At 69.3% G+C, this 18,491-nt stretch carries 20 protein-coding genes; 10 read left to right on the forward strand and 10 right to left on the reverse strand.

The genetic code is table 11. From position 1 onward, the window contains the following. Positions 1–91: 91 nt before the first annotated feature. From IAI54_RS09485 to IAI54_RS09505, 5 genes are all read left to right on the forward strand, one after another. Entirely contained in the window at positions 92–1,276 is a 1,185-nt protein-coding gene (locus IAI54_RS09485; protein ID WP_187972110.1) for a CaiB/BaiF CoA transferase family protein, read from the forward strand. After that, complete coding sequence (locus IAI54_RS09490) at positions 1,273–2,922, forward strand: thiamine pyrophosphate-binding protein (protein WP_187972111.1); 1,650 nt, start codon at positions 1,273–1,275, stop codon at positions 2,920–2,922. The genes IAI54_RS09485 and IAI54_RS09490 overlap by 4 nt, the downstream gene beginning before the upstream one ends. Positions 2,923–3,003: 81 nt before the next feature. Then, the gene (locus IAI54_RS09495) at positions 3,004–3,744 is read left to right on the forward strand and encodes a glycosyltransferase family 2 protein (protein ID WP_187972112.1); all 741 of its coding nucleotides are present in this window, start codon (positions 3,004–3,006) and stop codon (positions 3,742–3,744) included. Beyond that, a complete protein-coding gene (locus tag IAI54_RS09500) occupies positions 3,741–4,070 on the forward strand; it encodes a lipid-A-disaccharide synthase N-terminal domain-containing protein (RefSeq protein WP_187972113.1) in 330 nt (109 codons plus the stop codon). The genes IAI54_RS09495 and IAI54_RS09500 overlap by 4 nt, the downstream gene beginning before the upstream one ends. Before the next feature lie 7 nt (positions 4,071–4,077). Continuing rightward, positions 4,078–5,760 (forward strand): ArnT family glycosyltransferase, encoded by a 1,683-nt coding sequence (locus IAI54_RS09505; RefSeq protein ID WP_187972114.1) that lies wholly within the window; start codon positions 4,078–4,080, stop codon positions 5,758–5,760. 762 nt (positions 5,761–6,522) lie between these two features. Here the strand turns inward: IAI54_RS09505 and paaE are convergent. The 5 genes from paaE to paaA form a co-directional block, all read right to left on the reverse strand. Continuing rightward, positions 6,523–7,602, reverse strand: a complete 1,080-nt coding sequence (paaE, locus tag IAI54_RS09515; protein WP_187972116.1) for a 1,2-phenylacetyl-CoA epoxidase subunit PaaE — start codon at positions 7,600–7,602, stop codon at positions 6,523–6,525. Between the two features lie 10 nt (positions 7,603–7,612). After that, positions 7,613–8,146, reverse strand: a complete 534-nt coding sequence (paaD, locus tag IAI54_RS28810; RefSeq protein WP_210321271.1) for a 1,2-phenylacetyl-CoA epoxidase subunit PaaD — start codon at positions 8,144–8,146, stop codon at positions 7,613–7,615. A gap of 89 nt (positions 8,147–8,235) precedes the next feature. Further along, complete coding sequence (paaC, locus tag IAI54_RS28815) at positions 8,236–9,009, reverse strand: 1,2-phenylacetyl-CoA epoxidase subunit PaaC (protein ID WP_210321228.1); 774 nt, start codon at positions 9,007–9,009, stop codon at positions 8,236–8,238. Continuing rightward, the gene (paaB, locus tag IAI54_RS09525; protein ID WP_187972118.1) at positions 9,009–9,296 is read right to left on the reverse strand and encodes a 1,2-phenylacetyl-CoA epoxidase subunit PaaB; all 288 of its coding nucleotides are present in this window, start codon (positions 9,294–9,296) and stop codon (positions 9,009–9,011) included. Before paaB ends, paaC begins: the two co-directional genes overlap by 1 nt. Before the next feature lie 91 nt (positions 9,297–9,387). Then, positions 9,388–10,383, reverse strand: coding sequence for a 1,2-phenylacetyl-CoA epoxidase subunit PaaA (paaA, locus tag IAI54_RS09530; protein ID WP_187972119.1), 996 nt, complete (start codon positions 10,381–10,383; stop codon positions 9,388–9,390). Positions 10,384–10,490: 107 nt separating this feature from the next. On the opposite strand from paaA, the gene IAI54_RS09535 reads away from it, so the two are divergent. From IAI54_RS09535 to IAI54_RS09550, 4 genes are read left to right on the forward strand one after another with little or no spacing between them, the layout of a single operon-like run. Then, positions 10,491–10,907 (forward strand): PaaI family thioesterase, encoded by a 417-nt coding sequence (locus IAI54_RS09535; RefSeq protein ID WP_235679307.1) that lies wholly within the window; start codon positions 10,491–10,493, stop codon positions 10,905–10,907. A gap of 14 nt (positions 10,908–10,921) precedes the next feature. Beyond that, positions 10,922–11,257 carry a nucleotidyltransferase family protein gene (locus IAI54_RS09540; RefSeq protein ID WP_235679308.1) on the forward strand — a complete coding sequence of 112 codons (336 nt, stop codon included), beginning with the start codon at positions 10,922–10,924 and terminating at the stop codon, positions 11,255–11,257. Then, positions 11,257–11,616 (forward strand): HepT-like ribonuclease domain-containing protein, encoded by a 360-nt coding sequence (locus tag IAI54_RS09545; protein WP_187972120.1) that lies wholly within the window; start codon positions 11,257–11,259, stop codon positions 11,614–11,616. The genes IAI54_RS09540 and IAI54_RS09545 overlap by 1 nt, the downstream gene beginning before the upstream one ends. Before the next feature lie 56 nt (positions 11,617–11,672). After that, entirely contained in the window at positions 11,673–11,972 is a 300-nt protein-coding gene (locus tag IAI54_RS09550; protein WP_187972121.1) for a nucleotidyltransferase family protein, read from the forward strand. Between the two features lie 236 nt (positions 11,973–12,208). Here the strand turns inward: IAI54_RS09550 and IAI54_RS09555 are convergent, their stop codons facing one another. The 5 genes from IAI54_RS09555 to paaI form a co-directional block, all read right to left on the reverse strand. Then, a complete protein-coding gene (locus IAI54_RS09555; protein ID WP_187972122.1) occupies positions 12,209–13,315 on the reverse strand; it encodes an IS4 family transposase in 1,107 nt (368 codons plus the stop codon). A gap of 247 nt (positions 13,316–13,562) precedes the next feature. Then, entirely contained in the window at positions 13,563–14,456 is an 894-nt protein-coding gene (locus tag IAI54_RS09560) for a PaaX family transcriptional regulator (protein ID WP_187972123.1), read from the reverse strand. A gap of 75 nt (positions 14,457–14,531) precedes the next feature. Further along, the gene (locus IAI54_RS09565) at positions 14,532–15,134 is read right to left on the reverse strand and encodes a TetR/AcrR family transcriptional regulator (protein ID WP_187972124.1); all 603 of its coding nucleotides are present in this window, start codon (positions 15,132–15,134) and stop codon (positions 14,532–14,534) included. 73 nt (positions 15,135–15,207) lie between these two features. Further along, positions 15,208–16,518: a phenylacetate--CoA ligase PaaK gene (gene paaK, locus IAI54_RS09570; RefSeq protein ID WP_187972125.1), complete on the reverse strand. Its 1,311-nt coding sequence runs from the start codon at positions 16,516–16,518 to the stop codon at positions 15,208–15,210. A 34-nt stretch (positions 16,519–16,552) separates the two neighbouring features. Continuing rightward, positions 16,553–16,993: a hydroxyphenylacetyl-CoA thioesterase PaaI gene (gene paaI / locus IAI54_RS09575; protein ID WP_187972126.1), complete on the reverse strand. Its 441-nt coding sequence runs from the start codon at positions 16,991–16,993 to the stop codon at positions 16,553–16,555. A 128-nt stretch (positions 16,994–17,121) separates the two neighbouring features. Here paaI and IAI54_RS09580 point away from each other — a divergent pair, with 128 nt between their 5' ends. Next, positions 17,122–18,342 (forward strand): cytochrome P450, encoded by a 1,221-nt coding sequence (locus tag IAI54_RS09580; protein ID WP_187972127.1) that lies wholly within the window; start codon positions 17,122–17,124, stop codon positions 18,340–18,342. Positions 18,343–18,491 lie beyond the last annotated feature (149 nt).

The raw sequence follows: 18,491 nt of genomic DNA on the forward strand, positions 1-18,491 counted from the left end.
TTCGGGAGTTTCCTGCCACTGCACGCGCGTGACACCACCCGCCTCCATCTGCTAGGCACCCGGCGACTTCGTCGCAGGAACCGCCTTGTCCATGTCCCAGCCACCGCTCGCCGGCATCCGCGTCCTCGAGCTCGCCCGCATCCTGGCCGGTCCCTGGGCCGGACAGCTGCTGGCCGATCTCGGCGCCGACGTGATCAAGGTGGAGAATCCGGACGGCGGCGACGACACGCGCAAATGGGGCCCGCCCTTCGTGCAGGGCGCGGATGGCGAGAACCTGTCGGCCGCCTATTACCACTCCACCAATCGCGGCAAGCGCTCCATCGCGATCGACTTCTCGACGCCGGAGGGCGCCGCCATCGTGCGCCGTATCGCCGCCTCCAGCGACGTGATGATCGAGAACTTCAAGCTCGGCGGGCTGAAGAAGTACGGTCTCGACTACGAGAGCCTGAAGGCGATCAACCCGAAACTGGTCTACTGCTCGATCACCGGCTTCGGCCAGACCGGACCCTATGCGCCGCGCGCGGGCTACGACTTCATCATCCAGGGCATGGCCGGCATGATGTCGATCACCGGCGCGCCGGGCGGCGAGCCGCAGAAGGCGGGCGTGGCGATCTCCGACATCTTCACCGGCCTCTATTCGGTCATCGCCATCCAGGCGGCGCTGCGCCATGCCGAGGCGACCGGCGAGGGCCAGTGGATCGACATGGCGCTCTACGACACCCAGATCTCGGTGCTCGGCAACCAGAACCTGAACTATCTCGTCTCCGGCGTGCCGCCCGTGCAGATGGGCAATGCCCACATGAACATCGCGCCCTACGAGGTGCTGCCGCTGAAGGACGGGCACTTCATCCTGGCGGCCGGAAACGATGGCCAGTTCCAGCGCTTCTGCAAGGTGGTGGGCCTCGACGCGCTGCCGGCGGACCCGGACTTCGCGACCAACCCGGCGCGTGTGAGCAACCGCGTGCGCCTGCGCGAACGGCTGATCGCCGCGCTCGCCGGCTGGACGAAGGCCGAGCTGCTGCCGAAGCTCGATGCCGCGGCAGTGCCGGCTTCGCCGATCAACGACATTGCCGAGATGTTTTCCGATCCGCAGACGGTCGCGCGCGGCATGCGCATGGATCTCGACGACGGCCACGGCACGCGCCTGCCCTCGGTGCGCGCGCCGATGCTGATGTCGGCCACGCCGCCCGTCTACGAACGCCCCTCGCCGCGGCTCGGCGAGCACACGGCCGAAATCCTCGCCGAACTGGATGGACTGGAGAAGAAGACGTCATGAAGACTGGTGGCCAGCTGATCGTCGACGCCCTCGAGGCGAACGGCGTCGAGACCGTGTTCTGCGTGCCGGGCGAGAGCTACCTCGCCGTGCTCGACGCGCTGCACGATTCGGCCATCCGCACCATCGTCTGCCGCCAGGAAGGCGGCGCGGCGATGATGGCCGACTGCGCCGGACGGCTGACCGGCAAGCCTGGCATCTGCTTCGTCACCCGCGGCCCGGGCGCCACCAACGCCTCGGCCGGCATCCATATCGCCGCACAGGATTCGGTCCCGATGATCCTGTTCATCGGCCAGGTGGCGCGCGGGAACCTGGAGCGCGAGGCATTCCAGGAGGTCGACTACAAGGCCTTCTACGGCTCGATCGCCAAATGGGTGGTGGAGATCGACGATCCCGCACGGGTGCCGGAATTCGTCACCCGCGCCTTTGCCGTCGCCACGTCCGGCCGGCCGGGACCGGTGGTGATCTCGCTGCCGGAGGACATGCTGACGGCGGAATGCGAGACGGTCGCGCCGCTCCCCTGGACGCCGGTGGAGACCGCGCCCGATCCGCATCTGGTGCAGCGGGCGGTCGACCTGCTCGCCGCGGCCGAGCGGCCGATCGCGATCCTCGGCGGCACGCGCTGGAGCGAGCGCGCGGTGGCCGATTTCCAGCGCTCGGCGGAAAGCTGGTCGCTGCCGGTCGGCTGCTCCTTCCGCCGCCAGATGCTCTTCGACCATCTCCACCCCTGCTATGCCGGCGACATCGGCATCGGGCCGAACCCGAAGCTCGCCGCGGCCGTGCGGGAGGCCGACGTCGTGCTCCTGATCGGCGGGCGGTTCGGCGAGATGCCGTCGTCGGACTATTCGCTGCTGAAGAGCCCCTACCCCGACCAGACGCTGATCCACGTCCATCCGGACGCCGGCGAACTCGGCCGGGTCTACCGCCCGACGATCGCCATCAACGCCTCGCCCGAGGCCTTCGCCGCCGCCTTCGCGGGGCGCGGGCCGAAGGCGCTTCCCGCCTGGGCCGACCGGACCGAAGAGCTGCACCGCGCCTATCTCGACTGGTCGACGCCGCCCGAGAGCGGCCCCGGCGCCGTCCACATGGGGCCGATCATGCGCCACCTCGAAAGCGTACTGCCGGACGACGCCATCCTGACCAACGGCGCCGGCAACTACGCCACCTGGATTCACCGCTTCCACCGCTTCCGCCGCTTCGCCACGCAGGGGGCGCCGACGTCGGGCTCGATGGGCTACGGCACGCCGGCCGCGGTCGCTGCCAAGGCGCTGTTCCCCGACCGCGAGGTGGTGGCCTTCGCCGGTGACGGCTGCTTCCTGATGAACGGCCAGGAATTCGCGACCGCCGTGCAGTACGGCCTGCCGATCGTCGTCATCGTCGTCAACAACGGCATCTACGGCACCATCCGCATGCACCAGGAGCGGGAATATCCCGGCCGGCCGGTCGCGACCGACCTCGTCAACCCCGACTTCGCGGCGCTTGCCCGCGCCTATGGCGGCCATGGCGAGACGGTGGAGAAGACGGCGGACTTCGCGCCCGCCTTCGAGCGTGCGCGGGCCGCCGGCCGCCCGGCGATCGTGGAGATCCGGCTCGACCCGGAGGCGATCACGCCGACCCGCACGCTCACGCAGATCCGGGAGAAGCGCTGACGCCACGCTGCAGCGCATCATGCCGAGTGGCGCTCGACCGGCGACGATGATAAGGGGACCGCGATTGTTGGAAACGCTCCCATGAACTCCGCGTCGACGGCGTCCGTTTCGGTCGTCATCCCCTGCCGCAACGAGGCCGAGAACCTGGCTTTCCTCCTCGAGGAAGTGGACCGCGCGCTCGCCGGACGCGACTACGAGATCATCGTCGTCGACGACGGATCGACGGACCGGACCGCCGACGTCGTCGCCGCCCGCATGGCCGGCGTGGACGGCCGGCTGCGCCTCGTCCGGCATGACCGCTCCGCCGGGCAGAGCGCAGCGGTGCGTTCCGGGGTCTGGCACGCGGCCAAGGCGGTCGTCGTCACCATGGACGGCGACGGCCAGAACGACCCGGCCTACCTGCCGGATCTCGCCGATGCGCTGATCGCCGCCGGCCCCGGCTGCGGCATCGCGGCCGGCCAGCGGCTGAAGCGGACGGACACGAAGCTCAAGCAGCTCTCCTCGCGCTTCGCCAACGGGCTTCGCCAGGCGATTCTGCGCGACGACACGCGCGATTCCGGCTGCGGCCTGAAGGCGGTGCCGACGGCGCTGTTCCGGCAGCTGCCCTATTTCGACGGCTGGCACCGCTATCTGCCGGCGCTGGTGCTGCGCGAGGGCTACACGGTCACCCACATCGACGTCACGGATCGGCCGCGGCGCTTCGGCACGTCCAATTACGGCATCCTCGACCGCGGCCTGCGCGGCGCGCTCGACCTGTTCGGCGTCTGGTGGCTGCGGCGGCGACGCAGGACGGTTCCGCGCGTCTCGGAGGTGAAGCGATGATCTGGCTCCAGGCTCTCGGCGACTGGCTGCATGACGTCTTCGTGGCCCAGTTCGACGGCTGGATCATTCTGGGCTTCGTGGCGCAGGCCCTGTTCACCATGCGCTTCGTCGTGCAGTGGCTCGCCTCGGAGCGCGAGAAGCGCTCGGTCGTGCCCATCGCCTTCTGGTTCTTCTCGCTCGGCGGCGGCACCCTGCTGCTCGTCTATGCCATCCAGCGGCAGGACCCCGTCTTCATTGCCGGCCAGGCCATGGGCCTCTTCATCTACATCCGCAACCTGAAGCTGATCTTCAACGAGCGGCGCAGGCTTTCGGCCGGGACGGAGTGAGCAGGCCATGAGCGTGACGGGACCCCGCGGCACGGCGGGCCGCCTCGGTGCCCTGCAGCAACTTCTCCTGGTCGTGCTCTGCCTGTTCGCCTTCCTTCCGGGAATATCGACGCTGCCGCCGACCGACCGCGACGAATCGCGCTTCGTCCAGGCGACGAAGCAGATGGTGGCGAGCGGCGACTATGTCGACATCCGCTTCCAGGACGAGCCGCGCTACAAGAAGCCCGCGGGCATCTACTGGCTGCAGTCGGCAGCCCTCGCCGTGACCGGGCAAGGCGCGGACGCGCCGATCTGGGCCTACCGTCTCGTCTCGGTGCTGGCCGCCACGATCGCGGTTCTGGCGACGGCGCGGCTGGGGGCTGCGCTGTTCGGCCCCCTGGCCGGGCTGATCGCCGGCACCGCGCTCGCCGGCATCGTCATGCTCCTGTTCGAGGGGCGCATCGCCAAGACCGACGCGACGCTGCTCGCCACGGCGGTCGTCGCGCAGGCGGCGCTGGCGCGCGTCTATCTCACCGCGCGGGGACGCCTCGAGCCGTCGGCCGCCGCGCCATGGGTGTTCTGGGCGGCACTCGGCGCCTCGATCCTGATCAAGGGACCGGTCGTGCCGGCGCTGTCGGCCCTGACGGTCGCCTCGCTCTCCCTCTTCGACCGCGACCGCGCCTGGCTCAAGGGCCTGCGTGTCGGCCGCGGCGTGCTTTTGATGCTCGCCATCGCCGCGCCCTGGCTGCTTCTGATCACCTGGAAGAGCGGCGCCGAATTCTGGCAGGAATCGCTCGGAAAGGACTTCATCTCGAAGGTCGGCTCCGGTCAGGAATCGCACGGCTTCCCGCCCGGCTACTACGCGGCGATCTACGTGCTCTTCCTGTTTCCCTTCGCCCCCCTGGCGCTCCGGAGCGGCCTGAAGGCCCTGAACCGGCGGCGCGCCGACCCCGCCCTCCTGTTCCTCGTCTGCTGGTACGTTCCCTACTGGCTGATGATCGAACTGATCCCGACCAAGTTGCCGCACTATGCCCTGCCGGCCTATCCGGCGATCCTGCTGGCCATGAGCTGGGCGCTGACGGACGCCACCGCACAGGCCGACGATCTCCCGCGCTGGCAGGTCTGGCTCTGGCGCCTGACGCTCGCCGGCTTCGCGCTCGTGGCGCTCGCGCTGGCTGCGATTTCCGTCGGCGCGACGCCCTATCTCACCGGCGCGTTCTCCGTCTGGGGCCTGCTGGCCGCCGTGCTGCTGCTCGCCGCCGCCTGGTTCGGCTCGGGCCTGCGCGCCGGCGCCGGCTTCCGCACCGCCGTGCTGCCGGCGACGCTGGCTTCGGCCGCAGCCTTCGCCGTGCTCACCGTCGCCGTGGTTCCGGGCCTCAAGCCGGTCTGGCTGTCGCCGCAGCTGGCCGATACCTTCGCCCGGGTGAAGACCTGCCCCGAGTCGCGCCTCATCGCCGTCGGCTACCACGAGCCGAGCCTCGTCTTCCTGACGGCGACGAACACGCTGCTGACCGATGCCGCCGATGCGGCCGCTCAACTCGCCGCGAACCCCGACTGCACGATCGCCATGATCGACGAGCGGGCGATGGAACGCTTCGCCGCCGCATTGCCCGGCGGGCTGGCAGGCGTGGAGGAGGTCGGCGCCGTCGAGGGGATCAATTACTCGAAGGGAACCAAGCGGTTCCTGCGGTTTTTTCGGATGAAGCCGTAAGGCAGGGGACCGCCCGTCGCCCCGGGCGTGGCCGGAGCGCAGCGGAAGGGCAGATCCGGGATCCATGCCTCGGCCGACGTCGAGAGGCTGGTCGGCTGAGACATGGCGGCGGCAGCACGTGCCTCGTCATGGACCGGATCGCCGGCATGGACGGCGAGGCATGGATCCCGGATACGTCGTCCTGCGCTGCGCCCGAACGCCGTTCCGGGATGACGAAGGTTGGGACGGCGCGACGGCGGCGGTGCTACGAGCCCGCCGGTTTCAGATCGGCGCGAGGGTGGCGGTCTGCCTGGCCGTGCCGGACGTGCCGGGCCTCGTCGGGCCGTCGATGCGCGGAAGCATTGCGTGAGACCTCTCCATGCCGGTCGTGCCAGACTTCGACCGTACCGGCTCGGGGCAGCGGGGTCCCCCCCTCCGCCTCGCTGCGCTCGGCACCTCCCCCCCACTTCGTGGGGTTGGAGGATGGGCGTCAGCGCTGGCGGCGGGCTATCCTCCACCCCACGAAGTGGGGGCGGAGGTGGCGTCGCGAAGCGACGACGGAGGGGGGCGCGACGCTGGAGGATACGGCGCCGACGGTGACGACGGGAGCGGTGGAGGGACGGCGCCAACGGTGACGGCGCGTGCCCCGTCCAGCACCGGATCGCGGGGCGAGGCAGCCGAGGCATGGATCCCGGATACGTCGTCCTGCGCTGCGCTCGGACGGCGTTCCGGGATGACGAAGCGGTAGGGTGGTGCGCCGTCCGTCCGTCCGGCGCCTGCCCCCTATGCCGCGTCGAAGTCGAGCACCAGGCGGTCCGAGAGCGGACGGGTCTGGCAGGCGAGGGTGAAGCCGGCTTCGATCTCCCAGGGTTCGAGCGAGAAGTTCACCGCCATTTCGGACTGGCCCTCCACGACGCGGCAGCGGCAAGTGCAGCACATGCCGCCGGCGCAGGAATAGGGCAGTTCCAGCCCCGCCGCATGGGCGGCGTCGAGCACGGTGCCGGCCGCCTCGCCCATCGGGAAGGCGCGGCGCACCCCGTCGAGCACGACCTCGATGGCGACACCCTCGGCCACCGCCTTACGCGCGGCTTCCGACGGCGCGCGCGGTGCGGGCGCCTCGCCCGACGGCGTGAAGCGCTCGTAGCGGATGCGGTCGGCGTCGACGCCGTAGTCCTTCAGCATCGCCGCGACGTCGTCGATCATGGCGCCCGGGCCGCACAGGAAGACGCCGTCGCTGGAAAGCGGGTCGATCAGCCCGAGATCGGCCATACGGCGGATGCGCGCGCCGTCGACGCGGCCGTTGAGGAGGTCGACGTCCTGCTTCTCGCGCGAGAGGAGGTTGACCAGCGAGAAGCGCCGCATGTGGGCGTCCTTCAGGTCCTGAAGATCCTCGCGGAACATGATCGTGTCGGTGGAGCGGTTGCCGTAGACGAGGGTGACCGTGCTGTCCTTTTCGTGCGACAGCACCGTCCGGGCGATCGACAGCATCGGCGTGATGCCGGAGCCCGACGCGATCAGCAGGTAGTCGTGCCGGGTGCCCGTGAGCGCGGTGAAGCGGCCTTCGGGGGGCATGACGCGGATGGTGTCGCCCACCGACAGCATCTCGTTGACGAAGCGCGAGAAGCGGCCGTCGGCGACCTTCTTGACGCCGACCTTGAGCACCGCATCGCCGGGGGCCGAGCAGATCGAATAGGAGCGGCGGACGTCCTGTCCGTCGACGGTGGCCGCGAGCGTCAGGTACTGGCCGGGGCGGAAGGCGAAGGCCTCGCGCAAGTCATCGGGGACGGCGAAGGCGACGGCCACCGCCTCGGGCGTCTGGCGTTCGATGTCGGTGACGACGAGATCGTGGAAGCGGGGCGCCATGCGGGATGCCTCAGATGCATTTGAAGTAGTCGAAGGGCTCGCGGCAGGCCAGGCAGCGCCAATGCGCCTTGCAGGCCGTGGACCCGAATTCGGAGAGGCGCTCGGTGTCAGACGAGCCGCAGCGCGGACAGGCGACCTCGATCTCGCCGAACAGCGAGCGGATCGAGGACGAGGTCTTTTCCGGCGGGGCGATGCCGTAGTCGCGCAGCTTGTCGCGGCCTTCCGGCGTGATCCAGTCGGTGGTCCAGGCCGGCGACACGACGCGTTCGACGCGCGCCTCGAAGCCGGCGTCGCGCAGCGCCGCCTCGACGGCGAGCTCGATGGCGAGCACGGCGGGGCAGCCGGAATAGGTGGGCGTCACCCTGGCCACCGCGATGCCGTCGATGATCTCGACCGAGCGCAGGATGCCGAGATCGGCGACGGTCACGCAGGGGACTTCGGGGTCGGGGACGGCGGCGGCGGCAGCCCAGGCGCGGTGCTGGCGTTCCCCCTTCTCTCCGCTTGCGGGGAGAAGGTCCCGGCAGGTGGATGAGGGGCGGTGCAGGGATCGGACGGGTTCGCGCTGCCCCTCATCCGCCCCTTCGGGCCACCTTCTCCCCGCAAGCGGGGAGAAGGAAGGGAGCGGATGCTCGTTCACCACGTCGCCCCCGGATAAGTGCGCTGCATGTGCTGCAGGTCGGCCAGCAGGAAGCCCATGGCCTCGCCATGCATGCCCTTGCGGCCGCCGCGCTGGCTGTAGGGGGGCGTCGTGAAGGTGAGCCCCGCCTCGGCGAAGATCGGCCCGACGATGCGGTCGAAGGCGGAGCGCAGCGACGAGGGCTGCGGCGCGACGCCGGCCCGTGCGGCCGCCGCCGTCACCGCGTCGTCGTCGAACATCTCGTCGATGTAGGGCGCCAGGTCCTCGATCGCGGCCTCCATGCGCCGCCGGCTCTCCTCCGTGCCGTCGCCCAGCCGCACCACCCATTCGCCGGCGTGGCGGATGTGGTAGGCGACCTCCTTGACGGCCTTGGCGGCAATGCCGGCGAGCGTGGCGTCGGACGAGCCGGAGGCTGCCTTCCAGAACGGCTCCATGAAGGCCGCGAAGTAGAGCTGGCGCAGCATGGTCTGCGCGAAGTCGCCGTTGGGGCGCTCGACGAGCAGGCAGTTGAGGTATTCGCGTTCGCGCCGGAGATAGGCGAAGTCGTCCTCGCTGCGGCCCCGGCCCTCGACCTCCGCGGCATGGGCATAGAGCGCGCGCGCCTGGCCGATCAGGTCGAGCGCCATGTTGGGCATGGCGAGGTCTTCTTCCAGCATCGGCGCGTGGCCGCACCATTCCGACAGGCGGTGGCCGAGCACCAGATGGTCGTCGGCCAGCCGGACGAGCAGCGTGACCAGCGTCTCGCGGTCGATCGCGACGTCGGTTGCCATCACATGTGCCCCACGTCTTCGGGCACGGTGTAGAAGGTCGGGTGGCGGTAGATCTTCGAGGCCGTCGGCTCGAAATTCTCCTCCTTCTGCGCCGGATCGGAGGCGACGATCGCCGCCGACGGCACGACCCAGATCGACACGCCCTCGCCGCGGCGCGTGTAGACGTCGCGCGCGGCCTGCAGCGCCATCACCTCGTCGGCGGCGTGCACCGAGCCGCAATGCTTGTGCGCCAGGCCGTTGCGCGGCCGGATGAAGACTTCCCAGAGCGGGATCTCGTGTTTTGCCATGGTTACTCTCCTCACGCGCAGCCGTGGCCGCACAGATTCACGTCCTGCGATGTATCCGATTGCCGCAAGCCCGCGGCCGGTGCGTCGAAGACTATTCCGCCGCGAGCCGCGCAGCCTCCCTGCGGGCCTTGCGCTTGCCGGCATGCGCCAGCGCCGCCTCGCGCACCCAGGCGCCGTCGTCCCAGGCCTTCCTGCGGGCAGCGAGGCGCTCGCGGTTCATCGGGCCCCCGCCCTTGACGACGCGCCAGAACTCGTCCCAGTCGATCGCGCCGAAATCGTAGGAACCGCGCTCCTCGTTCCACTTCAGCTCGGGATCGGGGAAGGTCAGGCCGAGATACGTGCCCTGCGGCACCGTGGCGTCGACGAACTTCTGGCGCAGTTCGTCATTGGTGAAGCGCTTGATCTTCCACTTCATCGACTGGTCGCCGTGCTGGCTCTCGGTGTCGTGCGGGCCGAACATCATCAGCGAGGGCCACCACCAGCGGTTCAGCGCATCCTGCGCCATCTCCTTCTGCTCCGGCGTGCCCTGCGCCAGCGTCATCATGATCTCGTAGCCCTGGCGCTGGTGGAAGCTTTCCTCCTTGCAGACGCGGATCATGGCGCGCGCATAGGGGCCGTAGGAGCAGCGGCAGAGCGGGATCTGGTTCATGATCGCCGCGCCGTCGACGAGCCAGCCGATGGCGCCGATGTCGGCCCAGGTGAGCGTCGGGTAGTTGAAGATCGAGGAATACTTCGCCTTGCCGGCCAGAAGCTCCTCGGTCATCTGCTCGCGGGAGACGCCGAGCGTCTCGGCGGCCGAATAAAGGTAGAGACCGTGGCCGCCCTCGTCCTGCACCTTGGCGAGCAGTGCCGCCTTGCGGCGCAGGGACGGGGCGCGCGTGATCCAGTTGCCCTCGGGCAGCATGCCGACGATCTCGGAATGCGCATGCTGGCCGATCTGGCGGATCAGCGTGCGGCGGTAGCCCTCCGGCATCGGGTCGTTCGGCTCGATCTTCTCCTCGGCGTCGATGCGCGCCTGGAAGGCGGCGAGGAAAGCCTCGTCCTCGTTGGTCTCGGTCTTTGCGCCGATCAGTCCCTGGCTGTACATGACGTCTCCTCCGTGGTCGGATCGTAACATATCCGCCCCTTGGGGCATATGTAACAAAATCGAACGTCATTGGCAATGTTTCGTAACACGAGAGGGAGGAGCGTCCGGTGCAATTCGGCGTGACGGAAGCGGAAGAGACGCTGGCGCGGGTGTTTGCGCCATGGATCGTCGAGATGGGGCTGAAGCCGGTGGCCTTCGACGCGGCGGGCGGCGACTTCCTGCTGCCGGAGAACCGGGCGCTGGTGCATGTCGGAGGCATCATCTGCGGCCAGGCGACGGCGGCCGCTGCCGACACCTGCGCGGTGGTGGCGCTGGCGGCGCTGAACGGCCGCTTCCGCATCTGCACGACGGTGGACCTGACCACCCACTTCATCCGGCCGCTGAAGCCCGGCGACGTCGAGATCCGCGTCGACGTGCTCTCCAACGGCAAGCGCATGGCCTACACGAAGGTGGAGATGCGGGCCAAGGGCGAGACGAAGGTTGCCGTGACGGCGACGAGCGCCTTCGCCTATCTGGAGGAGTGAGGGCGCAAAGCGGCGTGACGGCGAAGGACGATGCGCCTATAGTCGATCCCATGAACCGGGATACCGTCATTGCGCGCCTGAAGAGCCTCGAGCCCGCATTGCGCGACAGCGGCATCGTGGCGCTCTATCTTTACGGCTCCCATGCGCGCGACGAAGCGCGGCCGGACAGCGACTTGGACGTCATCGTCGAATTCGCGCCGGGACGGCAGCGCGACCTCGGCAGCTACATGACCCCCCTGCATATCCTCAAGCAGCAACTGCCGGACGTGGCGATCGGCTACGGGACGCACGACAACATCGTTCCCGCCTACCGGGCCACGATCGAAAGCGAAGCGATCCGGGTGTTCTGATGGCTTCGGCGAAGTCCCCGGTCGTTCGGCTTCGCCATATCAGGCATGAGATCACCGCTCTAGTTTCGTCGGTGGAGGGGCTCGGCGACGACGCGATTCTTGCGAGCCATGTTCACCGCCGTGCCCTGGAACGATCCGTGGAGATCATATCGGAAGCAGCGAAGTCGTTGCCGGACCGACTTCGAGAGACGGAACCGACCATGCCGTGGAAGGACATCATCGGGATCGGAAACCTGCTTCGCCACGAATACTACCGGATCGACGACACCACGATGCTGAGCATCCTGCGCGTCCACCTCCCCGGGCTGCTTCCCGCCATCGACAGGATGGAGCGGCGCCTTGCGGAGGCTCCCCGGTGACAGCGCGGCGCGCAGGCGGCGTGACGCGACGGGGAAATGCGCCTAAAGTCGAGCCCATGAACCGGGATGCCGTCATCGCGCGCCTGAAGAGCCTCGAACCCGCGCTGCGCGACAGCGGGGTCGTGGCGCTCTATCTCTACGGCTCCCATGCGCGCGACGAGGCGCGGCCGGACAGCGACATCGATCTGCTTGCCGATTTCGAGCGCGGCCGCGATGACGACATCATGGATCTTCTCGGACCGTGCCAGGACATAGAAGACGCATTTCCCGGCACCGAGATCGGTTTCAGCACGCACGATCGGCTCGTCGACAGCTACCGCTGCGACATCGAGGATTCGGCGATCCTGGTTTTCTGACAACCTCTGCCAACCTCCGCAGCCGCCGCGGCTCCAGGGCCGTCATCCTCGGGCTTGTCCCCATACGCGCTAACATAGCTGCCGATGTGCAATTGCGCGCCGTCGTCGCGGTGGCTCGCGCAGTCGGTGGAGCAGACGGTCGATGGGGATCCGTCTGGTTGGTCCCTGCAAGACCGCCAGGGAGATGTTGGCGAGCGCCATGGCTGCGAGACGCCAGATCGGCAGGGCGGCCCGGTTCAGGCGGCCAGGGGGAGAGAGTCCGGCGCCTCGGGACCGAGGGCCGGCAGGTCGTCTTCGGTCAGCAGGGCGGCCAGAAGGGCGGTGTTGATCCACAGGCGCGCCAGGTTGGGATCTTTTGCGCGGAGGTCTTCCAGGCCCACCAGCGACTTCATCCGTTTGAACGCCAGCTCGACCTGCCATCGCAGCCGATAGGTCGAGGCGAGCCGTTCGGGCGGCCAGCCGTCCGACGGGAGCGACGTCAGCAGCACCAGACAACCGGCCATCTCGATGCCGGCCTCGCTGGGCTCGTACCCCGCCTTGGCGGCCAGACGGCGCGCCGCGCGCCTGGCCTTCGCCGCCGCCTCGGGCGGCAGGGGCAGGATCACCACCCGGGCGGCCACCTCGACCTTCGACTTGCGGTCCTGGACCCTCACCGGCCGATCGAGCACGCCCTTCTCGCCCGCCTCGCGGCACAGCGCCAGACGATCCAGCAGCCGACCCTCCCCATCCAGCAGGCGCGGATGGGTCGAAGGGGCGCGAACCAGGAACGCGCCGCCAGCCTCGACCACCCGAGCCAGATCGTCCGCCCTGGCGTGGGCGCGATCGGCGATCCGCAATTCGCCGGCCTGGACGACGCCGCGCGACAACCGCTCGGCATCATGCCGATCGGTCACGTCCACCGAACACAGCCTGAGCCTCGAGAGGTCGAACACCGTATGCACCATCCAATAGGCCCGCTTGGGTCCGGGCGGCGCCACCACCGTGGCGTCGACCGCCATTATCCGCAGTCCGCCGCTCGAACCGGCCAGGGCTTCGGGGCAGCGCTCGGCGAGCAGGTCCGAGACCAGGTCGCCCACCCAGTCGGCACTGGCCTTCAGCCGCCTGAGCATCGCCACGTCGGACATCGACGCCAGGCCTCGCTGCTCGGCCCAGGCCGCCAGCGTGCGAAGCGAAAACCGCCCCAGCACATAGGCGAAACACAACCGCAACAGAATTGTGGCGCTGGACACCTGCCGCTTTCGAAGCAGCGCACCCGCCTCCCGCGCGCTCCTCGTCAACTCCTCCTCCGAGCCCAGTCGCGCGACCAGCTCGTCCCAATTCATGGCGTGCAGCGAATCATTCATGCGCCAAACGAATCACGCGCCGAATGCACCGTCAACGCTATGTTAGCGCGTATGGGGCTTGTCCCGAGGATCTGCCGGAGTTCGAGGTCAGGCAGGTCTTACTGCCGCATGCGACGTCGGCAATGCTCCGGCTCCAAGGTCCGCAGATCCTCGGGACAAGCCCGAGAATGTCGGCCGCGGGTGGCACACCCGCCCGCTGAGCGGGAAAGACGCGCGAAATGCGACCGGCGATCGCGCCGCCCTCCCCTCAGATCCCCCCGAACCGCCCCCTGAACCGCTCCGGCCGCGCCTGGGCGGGCAGGCCGGCGGCGTCGAGCCAGGCTTCGCTGGGCGCTGCCAGGCGGCCGTAGAGTCCGCGCACCAGCGCCCTCGCCTCCTCGCCCGGCCAGTCCTGCGGCAGCAGCGCCGCGGGAAGGCCGGGATCGCGGAGCACGAGGCGGCGCCAGCCGTGGTTGACGAGGATGCGCGCGGCCGTCGCGTCGAGCGGCGACAGCGCCGCACCGCCGGCGAGCGCGCGGGCGAGCGGCGACAGGTCGGCGCAGAGCGTGCGGTAGCCGGCGGCGCAGCCGTCGAGCGACCAGAGCCGCGTGACGCCCTCGGGAATGCGCTGCGCCTCACCCGCGATCACCAGAAGGCCGGACGGCAGGCCGGTGGCGGGATCGCCAGCCTCCGTGTGCGGCTTGATCCAGCTGTCTGTTCCGGTCGGCACGAAGCCGAGATCACGCATGGTGCGGTCGCGGTCGCTGCGGCGCGCACTCTCGCCGGCCGATGGCGACACGGCGACGATCCAGCGTCCGTCCCATGCCGGCGGACCGGCGGCGTAGATGCGGCGCGTGGCGAGATCGAAGGCATGGCGACCCTCTTCGGCCAGCCGATAGAAGCTGTTGCGCCCTTCCCTCTCGCGCAGCACCCAATGGTCGGCGGCGAGCCGCGACATCGCGGTGCGCACCGCGCCGGGCTCGATCCGCAGCCGCAGCAACAGGTCCTGGAGCAGCGACAGCGGCGCCTGGCCGCCGCGCGGCGCGACCGCGTCGCCGAAGACGGTGACGACCAGCGACCAGACGCGCAGCCGTCCGCGCGCGTGCAGGCGGTCGATCATCCGCTCGAGCGCAGTCCTGGCCGGGTCGGTGGTGGCATCCATGGCCCTGAGATGCCATGGCGGCGAAGGCCATGGCAAGGCGGCTGCGGCCACCGAGCGGCAGGGCCGCATCCCGGGCTAGCGGCCGGCGAGGTCCCGCACGCCGCCGACGAGGAGCCAGGTCGCCAGCCGGGCGTAGTCGGCCCGGCTGACCGGTCCGCCCTCGCGGAACCACATGTAGAACCAGTTCGTCATGCCGAAGAGGCTCATGGTGACGGGCTTGAGCAACGGCGCGTGCTCGAAGACTTCGGGGGCCACGGCGCGGATCGCCTCGGCGAAGCGGGCGACGAGCTGGCGCTCCAGCGCCTTGAGCTGCGCCTGCTCGGCCTCGGGGAGGATCTGCATGGTGCCGATCTGCAGCTTGTGCTCGGCGTCGGCATCGCGGTAGGCCTCGAGCAGCGCGCCGACCAGCCGCGCCAGCCGGAGTTCGGGATCGAGTCCGGCATCGTCGGCCGCCTCCACGGCCTCGACGAGCTCTTCGAGATGGGTGCTGATGATGTCGAAGAGCAGCGCCTCCTTGGAGGCGTAGTAGTGGTAGAACAGCGCCTTGGACACGCCGCATTCGGCGGCGAGACCCGCCATCGAGGCGCGGTCGTAGCCGTCGCGCGCGAAGACGGCGGCGGCCTGGCGCAGCAGCGACAGGCGCTTCTCGTCGTAGTCCCTGGCCCGCGTGCGCGCCATCAGGACGCCGACCCGACGGTGGAAAGCGCGCTTGCCCGGCTGTCCGCGCGGTAGTGCATGGCCGGCGCCACGCTCAACCCTTCGGCCGGTTGTCGACGATGCGCTGCGCCTTGCCCTGGCTGCGCGCGACGGTTTCCGGCGCCGTGACGTTGACCCGGACGGTCACGCCGACCACGTCCTTGATGCGCTCGCGCAGGGCATGGCCGGCGACCTTGCGCGCATCGTCCGTCCCATGCGTGATCGTCGCCTCGACATGCACCGTCATCTCGTCCATGCGGCCCTCGCGCGTCAGCTCGACCTGGAAATGCGGCGCAAGCCCCTCGATCGCCAGGATCTGCTCCTCGATCTGGGTCGGGAAGACATTGACGCCGCGCAGGATCATCATGTCGTCGGAGCGGCCGGTGATCTTTTCCATGCGCCGCATGCTGCGCGCCGTGCCGGGTAGAAGTCGTGTCAGGTCGCGCGTGCGGTAGCGGATGATCGGGAAGGCTTCCTTGGTGAGCGAGGTGAAGACGAGCTCGCCCTGCCCGCCATCCTCGACCGGGTCGCCGGTGATCGGGTCGACGATCTCGGGATAGAAATGGTCTTCCCAGATGTGCAGCCCGTCCTTGGTCTCGACGCATTCGTTGGCGACGCCGGGGCCCATCACCTCCGACAGGCCGTAGATGTCGACGGCATGCATGTCGAAGGCATCCTCGATCTCGGCGCGCATGGCGTTGGTCCAGGGTTCGGCGCCGAAGATGCCGACCTGAAGCGGGCTCTGGCGCGGGTCGAGACCCTGCGCGCGGTACTCGTCGAGGATCGACAGCATGTAGGACGGCGTGACCATGATGGTGGTCGGCTTGAAATCCTCGATGAGGGTGACCTGGCGCGTGGTCATCCCGCCCGAGACGGGCACGACGGTGCAGCCGAGCCGCTCGGCGCCGTAATGCGCGCCGAGGCCGCCGGTGAACAGGCCGTAGCCATAGGCGATGTGGACGATGTCGCCGGGACGCGTGCCGGACGCGCGCATCGAGCGCGCCACGCAGTCGGCCCAGACGGCGAGATCGTTCTTCGTGTAGCCGACGACGGTGGGCTTGCCGGTGGTGCCCGACGAGGCATGGATGCGCGCCACCTGTTCGCGCGGGACGGCGAACATGCCGAAGGGGTAGTTGGCGCGCAGGTCGTGCTTGGTGGTGAAGGGGAACTTCTTCAGGTCGGAGAGCTGCTTCAGGTCGTCCGGGTGGACGCCCGCCGCGTCGAAGGCCCGGCGGTAGTGCGGCACGTTATCGTAGGCGTGCTTCAGCGACCATTTCAGGCGGTTGAGCTGGAGCGCGGCGATCTCGTCGCGCGAGGCGATCTCGATCGGATCCAGGTCCTCTCGTCTCGGTGTCAGGTCCTTCATCCCATCCTCCCCGGCGCGGCCCCGCGAGGCGCGCTCAACCTGCGTTCTCGTCGAAATGCCGGCCTTCGATGGCGCGCGACGCGCCGCGGAACTCCGCGATCAGGCGGCCGGACTGGTTCTGTACCGTGACGTCGTAGAGGCCCGAACGGCCGGAACGAGCGACCTCGCGGGCGGTCGCCGTGAGTCGGTCGCCGAGTTGGCCGGGCGCGAGGAAGGTGATCACGTTGTGCTGCGCCACGACCAGCTGGTTGTAGGAATTGCAGGCGAAGGCGAAGGCCGAATCCGCCAGCGTGAAGATGAAGCCGCCATGGCAGATGTCGTGGCCGTTGGTGTGATGCTTCTCGACCGTCATCGACAGCGTGGCTGTGCCAGGACCGACGGCATCGAGGCTGGCGCCGAGCCATTTCGAAGCGTCGTCGCGCGCCCACATGGCGTCTGCCGAGCGCCTGGCGATTTCGTCTGCCGACAATGCCATAGGAGCCTCCCCGCTCGCGCTCCTCCCGAGCGCATGGCGGGAAGACTTGCATAAACCGGCCGGCCGGTCAATAATACTCGCGGTGGAAGCGCGGCCAGCGTTTCCGCACGCTGGGAGGAGCGGAGCACATGCAGGCGGACAGGAGCCTCGCCGAGGCGTTCGACATCGGCGCGATGCCGCCGGGCTTCGCGGAGGATCCCTTTCCGGTCTATCGCGCGCTGCTCGAGCACGCGCCGCTGAAGCGCTTCGCCGACGGATCGGTGATGCTGTCGCGCCACGAGGACCTCGACCGCGTCTACCGCGACACGAAGACCTTCTCGTCCGACAAGAAGGTGGAATTCCTGCCGAAATTCGGCCGCACGCCGCTCTACGAGCACCACACGACCAGCCTCGTCTTCAACGACCCGCCGCTGCACACCCGGGTGCGCAAGATCATGATGGGCGCGCTGACGCCGCGGGCGATCGCGGCCATGGAGCCGGGGCTGGTGGCGCTGGTCGACGGCCTGCTCGACCGTCTTGAGGAGAAGGGCGAGGCCGACCTGATCGAGGATTTCGCCGCCGCGATCCCGCTCGAGGTGATCGGCAACCTCTTCGTCATGCCGCACGAGGAGCGCGGGCCGCTGCGCGACTGGTCGCTGGCGATCCTCGGCGCGCTGGAGCCGGTGCTGAGCCCGCAGCAGGTCGAGCGCGGCAACCGCGCGGTGAGCGAGTTCAAGGCCTATCTCGGCGACCTCGCGGCGCGCCGCAGGGCCAGGCCCGGCGATCCCGCCACCGATGTTCTGACCCGGCTGATCGCCGGCAATGACGGGGAACTGCTCTCCCACACCGAGCTCCTTCAGAACTGCATCTTCATCCTCAATGCCGGCCACGAGACGACCACCAACCTGATCGGCAACGCGCTGCACGAATTGACGCAGTGGCCGGACGAGCGGCGCCGGCTGATCGCCGAGCCCGCGCTGATCGACACGGCGGTGGACGAGGTCCTGCGCTTCCAGAGCCCCAACCAGCTCGGCAACCGCATGAGCGTGGAGGCCACGGCCTTCCACGGCGAGACGATCGAGCCCGGCACGCGTATCCACCTGGCGATCGGGGCCGCCAACCGCGACCCGCGCCAGTTCGCCGATCCCGACCGGCTCGACCTGTCGCGCAAGCCCAATCGCCACCTCGCCTTCGCGCAGGGACCGCATCTCTGCGCCGGTTTCTCGCTGGCGCGGATGGAGGGGCGGATCGCGATTTCGCGCTTCCTCGCGCGGCTTCCGGATTTCGCGCTGGCGGGGACGCCGAAGCGGACGGGGCGGGTGCGGTTTCGCGGGTTCGCGAGCCTGCCTGGGCGGGTGGGACAGGGTTAGGTCCGTGCTCTACGACACCCCCCTCTGCCCTGCCGGGCATCTCCCCCTCAAGAGGGGGGATCACGCGCACCACCGGCTTCGCCCGATCGCCACCATTGCAGGAGCGGCGGTGACGCCAAAGCTGCCGATCTCCCCCCTTGAGGGGGAGA

Source organism: Aquibium microcysteis, assembly GCF_014495845.1.
GTDB classification, from domain to species: domain Bacteria; phylum Pseudomonadota; class Alphaproteobacteria; order Rhizobiales; family Rhizobiaceae; genus Aquibium; species Aquibium microcysteis.

Excerpts from the sequence above, each read along its gene's own strand:
- IAI54_RS09495 (WP_187972112.1), top strand. The coding sequence starts at position 3,004 with ATGAACTCCGCGTCGACGGCGTCCGTTTCGGTCGTCATCCCCTGCCGC.
- IAI54_RS09560 (WP_187972123.1), bottom strand. The coding sequence starts at position 14,456 with ATGGATGCCACCACCGACCCGGCCAGGACTGCGCTCGAGCGGATGATC.
- paaA (WP_187972119.1), bottom strand. The coding sequence starts at position 10,383 with ATGTACAGCCAGGGACTGATCGGCGCAAAGACCGAGACCAACGAGGAC.
- paaE (WP_187972116.1), bottom strand. The coding sequence starts at position 7,602 with ATGGCGCCCCGCTTCCACGATCTCGTCGTCACCGACATCGAACGCCAG.
- paaC (WP_210321228.1), bottom strand. The coding sequence starts at position 9,009 with ATGGCAACCGACGTCGCGATCGACCGCGAGACGCTGGTCACGCTGCTC.
- paaK (WP_187972125.1), bottom strand. The coding sequence starts at position 16,518 with ATGAAGGACCTGACACCGAGACGAGAGGACCTGGATCCGATCGAGATC.
- IAI54_RS09490 (WP_187972111.1), top strand. The coding sequence starts at position 1,273 with ATGAAGACTGGTGGCCAGCTGATCGTCGACGCCCTCGAGGCGAACGGC.
- IAI54_RS09485 (WP_187972110.1), top strand. The coding sequence starts at position 92 with ATGTCCCAGCCACCGCTCGCCGGCATCCGCGTCCTCGAGCTCGCCCGC.
- IAI54_RS09545 (WP_187972120.1), top strand. The coding sequence starts at position 11,257 with ATGGCTTCGGCGAAGTCCCCGGTCGTTCGGCTTCGCCATATCAGGCAT.
- paaI (WP_187972126.1), bottom strand. The coding sequence starts at position 16,993 with ATGGCATTGTCGGCAGACGAAATCGCCAGGCGCTCGGCAGACGCCATG.
- paaB (WP_187972118.1), bottom strand. The coding sequence starts at position 9,296 with ATGGCAAAACACGAGATCCCGCTCTGGGAAGTCTTCATCCGGCCGCGC.
- IAI54_RS09555 (WP_187972122.1), bottom strand. The coding sequence starts at position 13,315 with ATGAATGATTCGCTGCACGCCATGAATTGGGACGAGCTGGTCGCGCGA.
- IAI54_RS09580 (WP_187972127.1), top strand. The coding sequence starts at position 17,122 with ATGCAGGCGGACAGGAGCCTCGCCGAGGCGTTCGACATCGGCGCGATG.
- IAI54_RS09500 (WP_187972113.1), top strand. The coding sequence starts at position 3,741 with ATGATCTGGCTCCAGGCTCTCGGCGACTGGCTGCATGACGTCTTCGTG.
- IAI54_RS09565 (WP_187972124.1), bottom strand. The coding sequence starts at position 15,134 with ATGGCGCGCACGCGGGCCAGGGACTACGACGAGAAGCGCCTGTCGCTG.
- IAI54_RS09505 (WP_187972114.1), top strand. The coding sequence starts at position 4,078 with ATGAGCGTGACGGGACCCCGCGGCACGGCGGGCCGCCTCGGTGCCCTG.
- IAI54_RS09550 (WP_187972121.1), top strand. The coding sequence starts at position 11,673 with ATGAACCGGGATGCCGTCATCGCGCGCCTGAAGAGCCTCGAACCCGCG.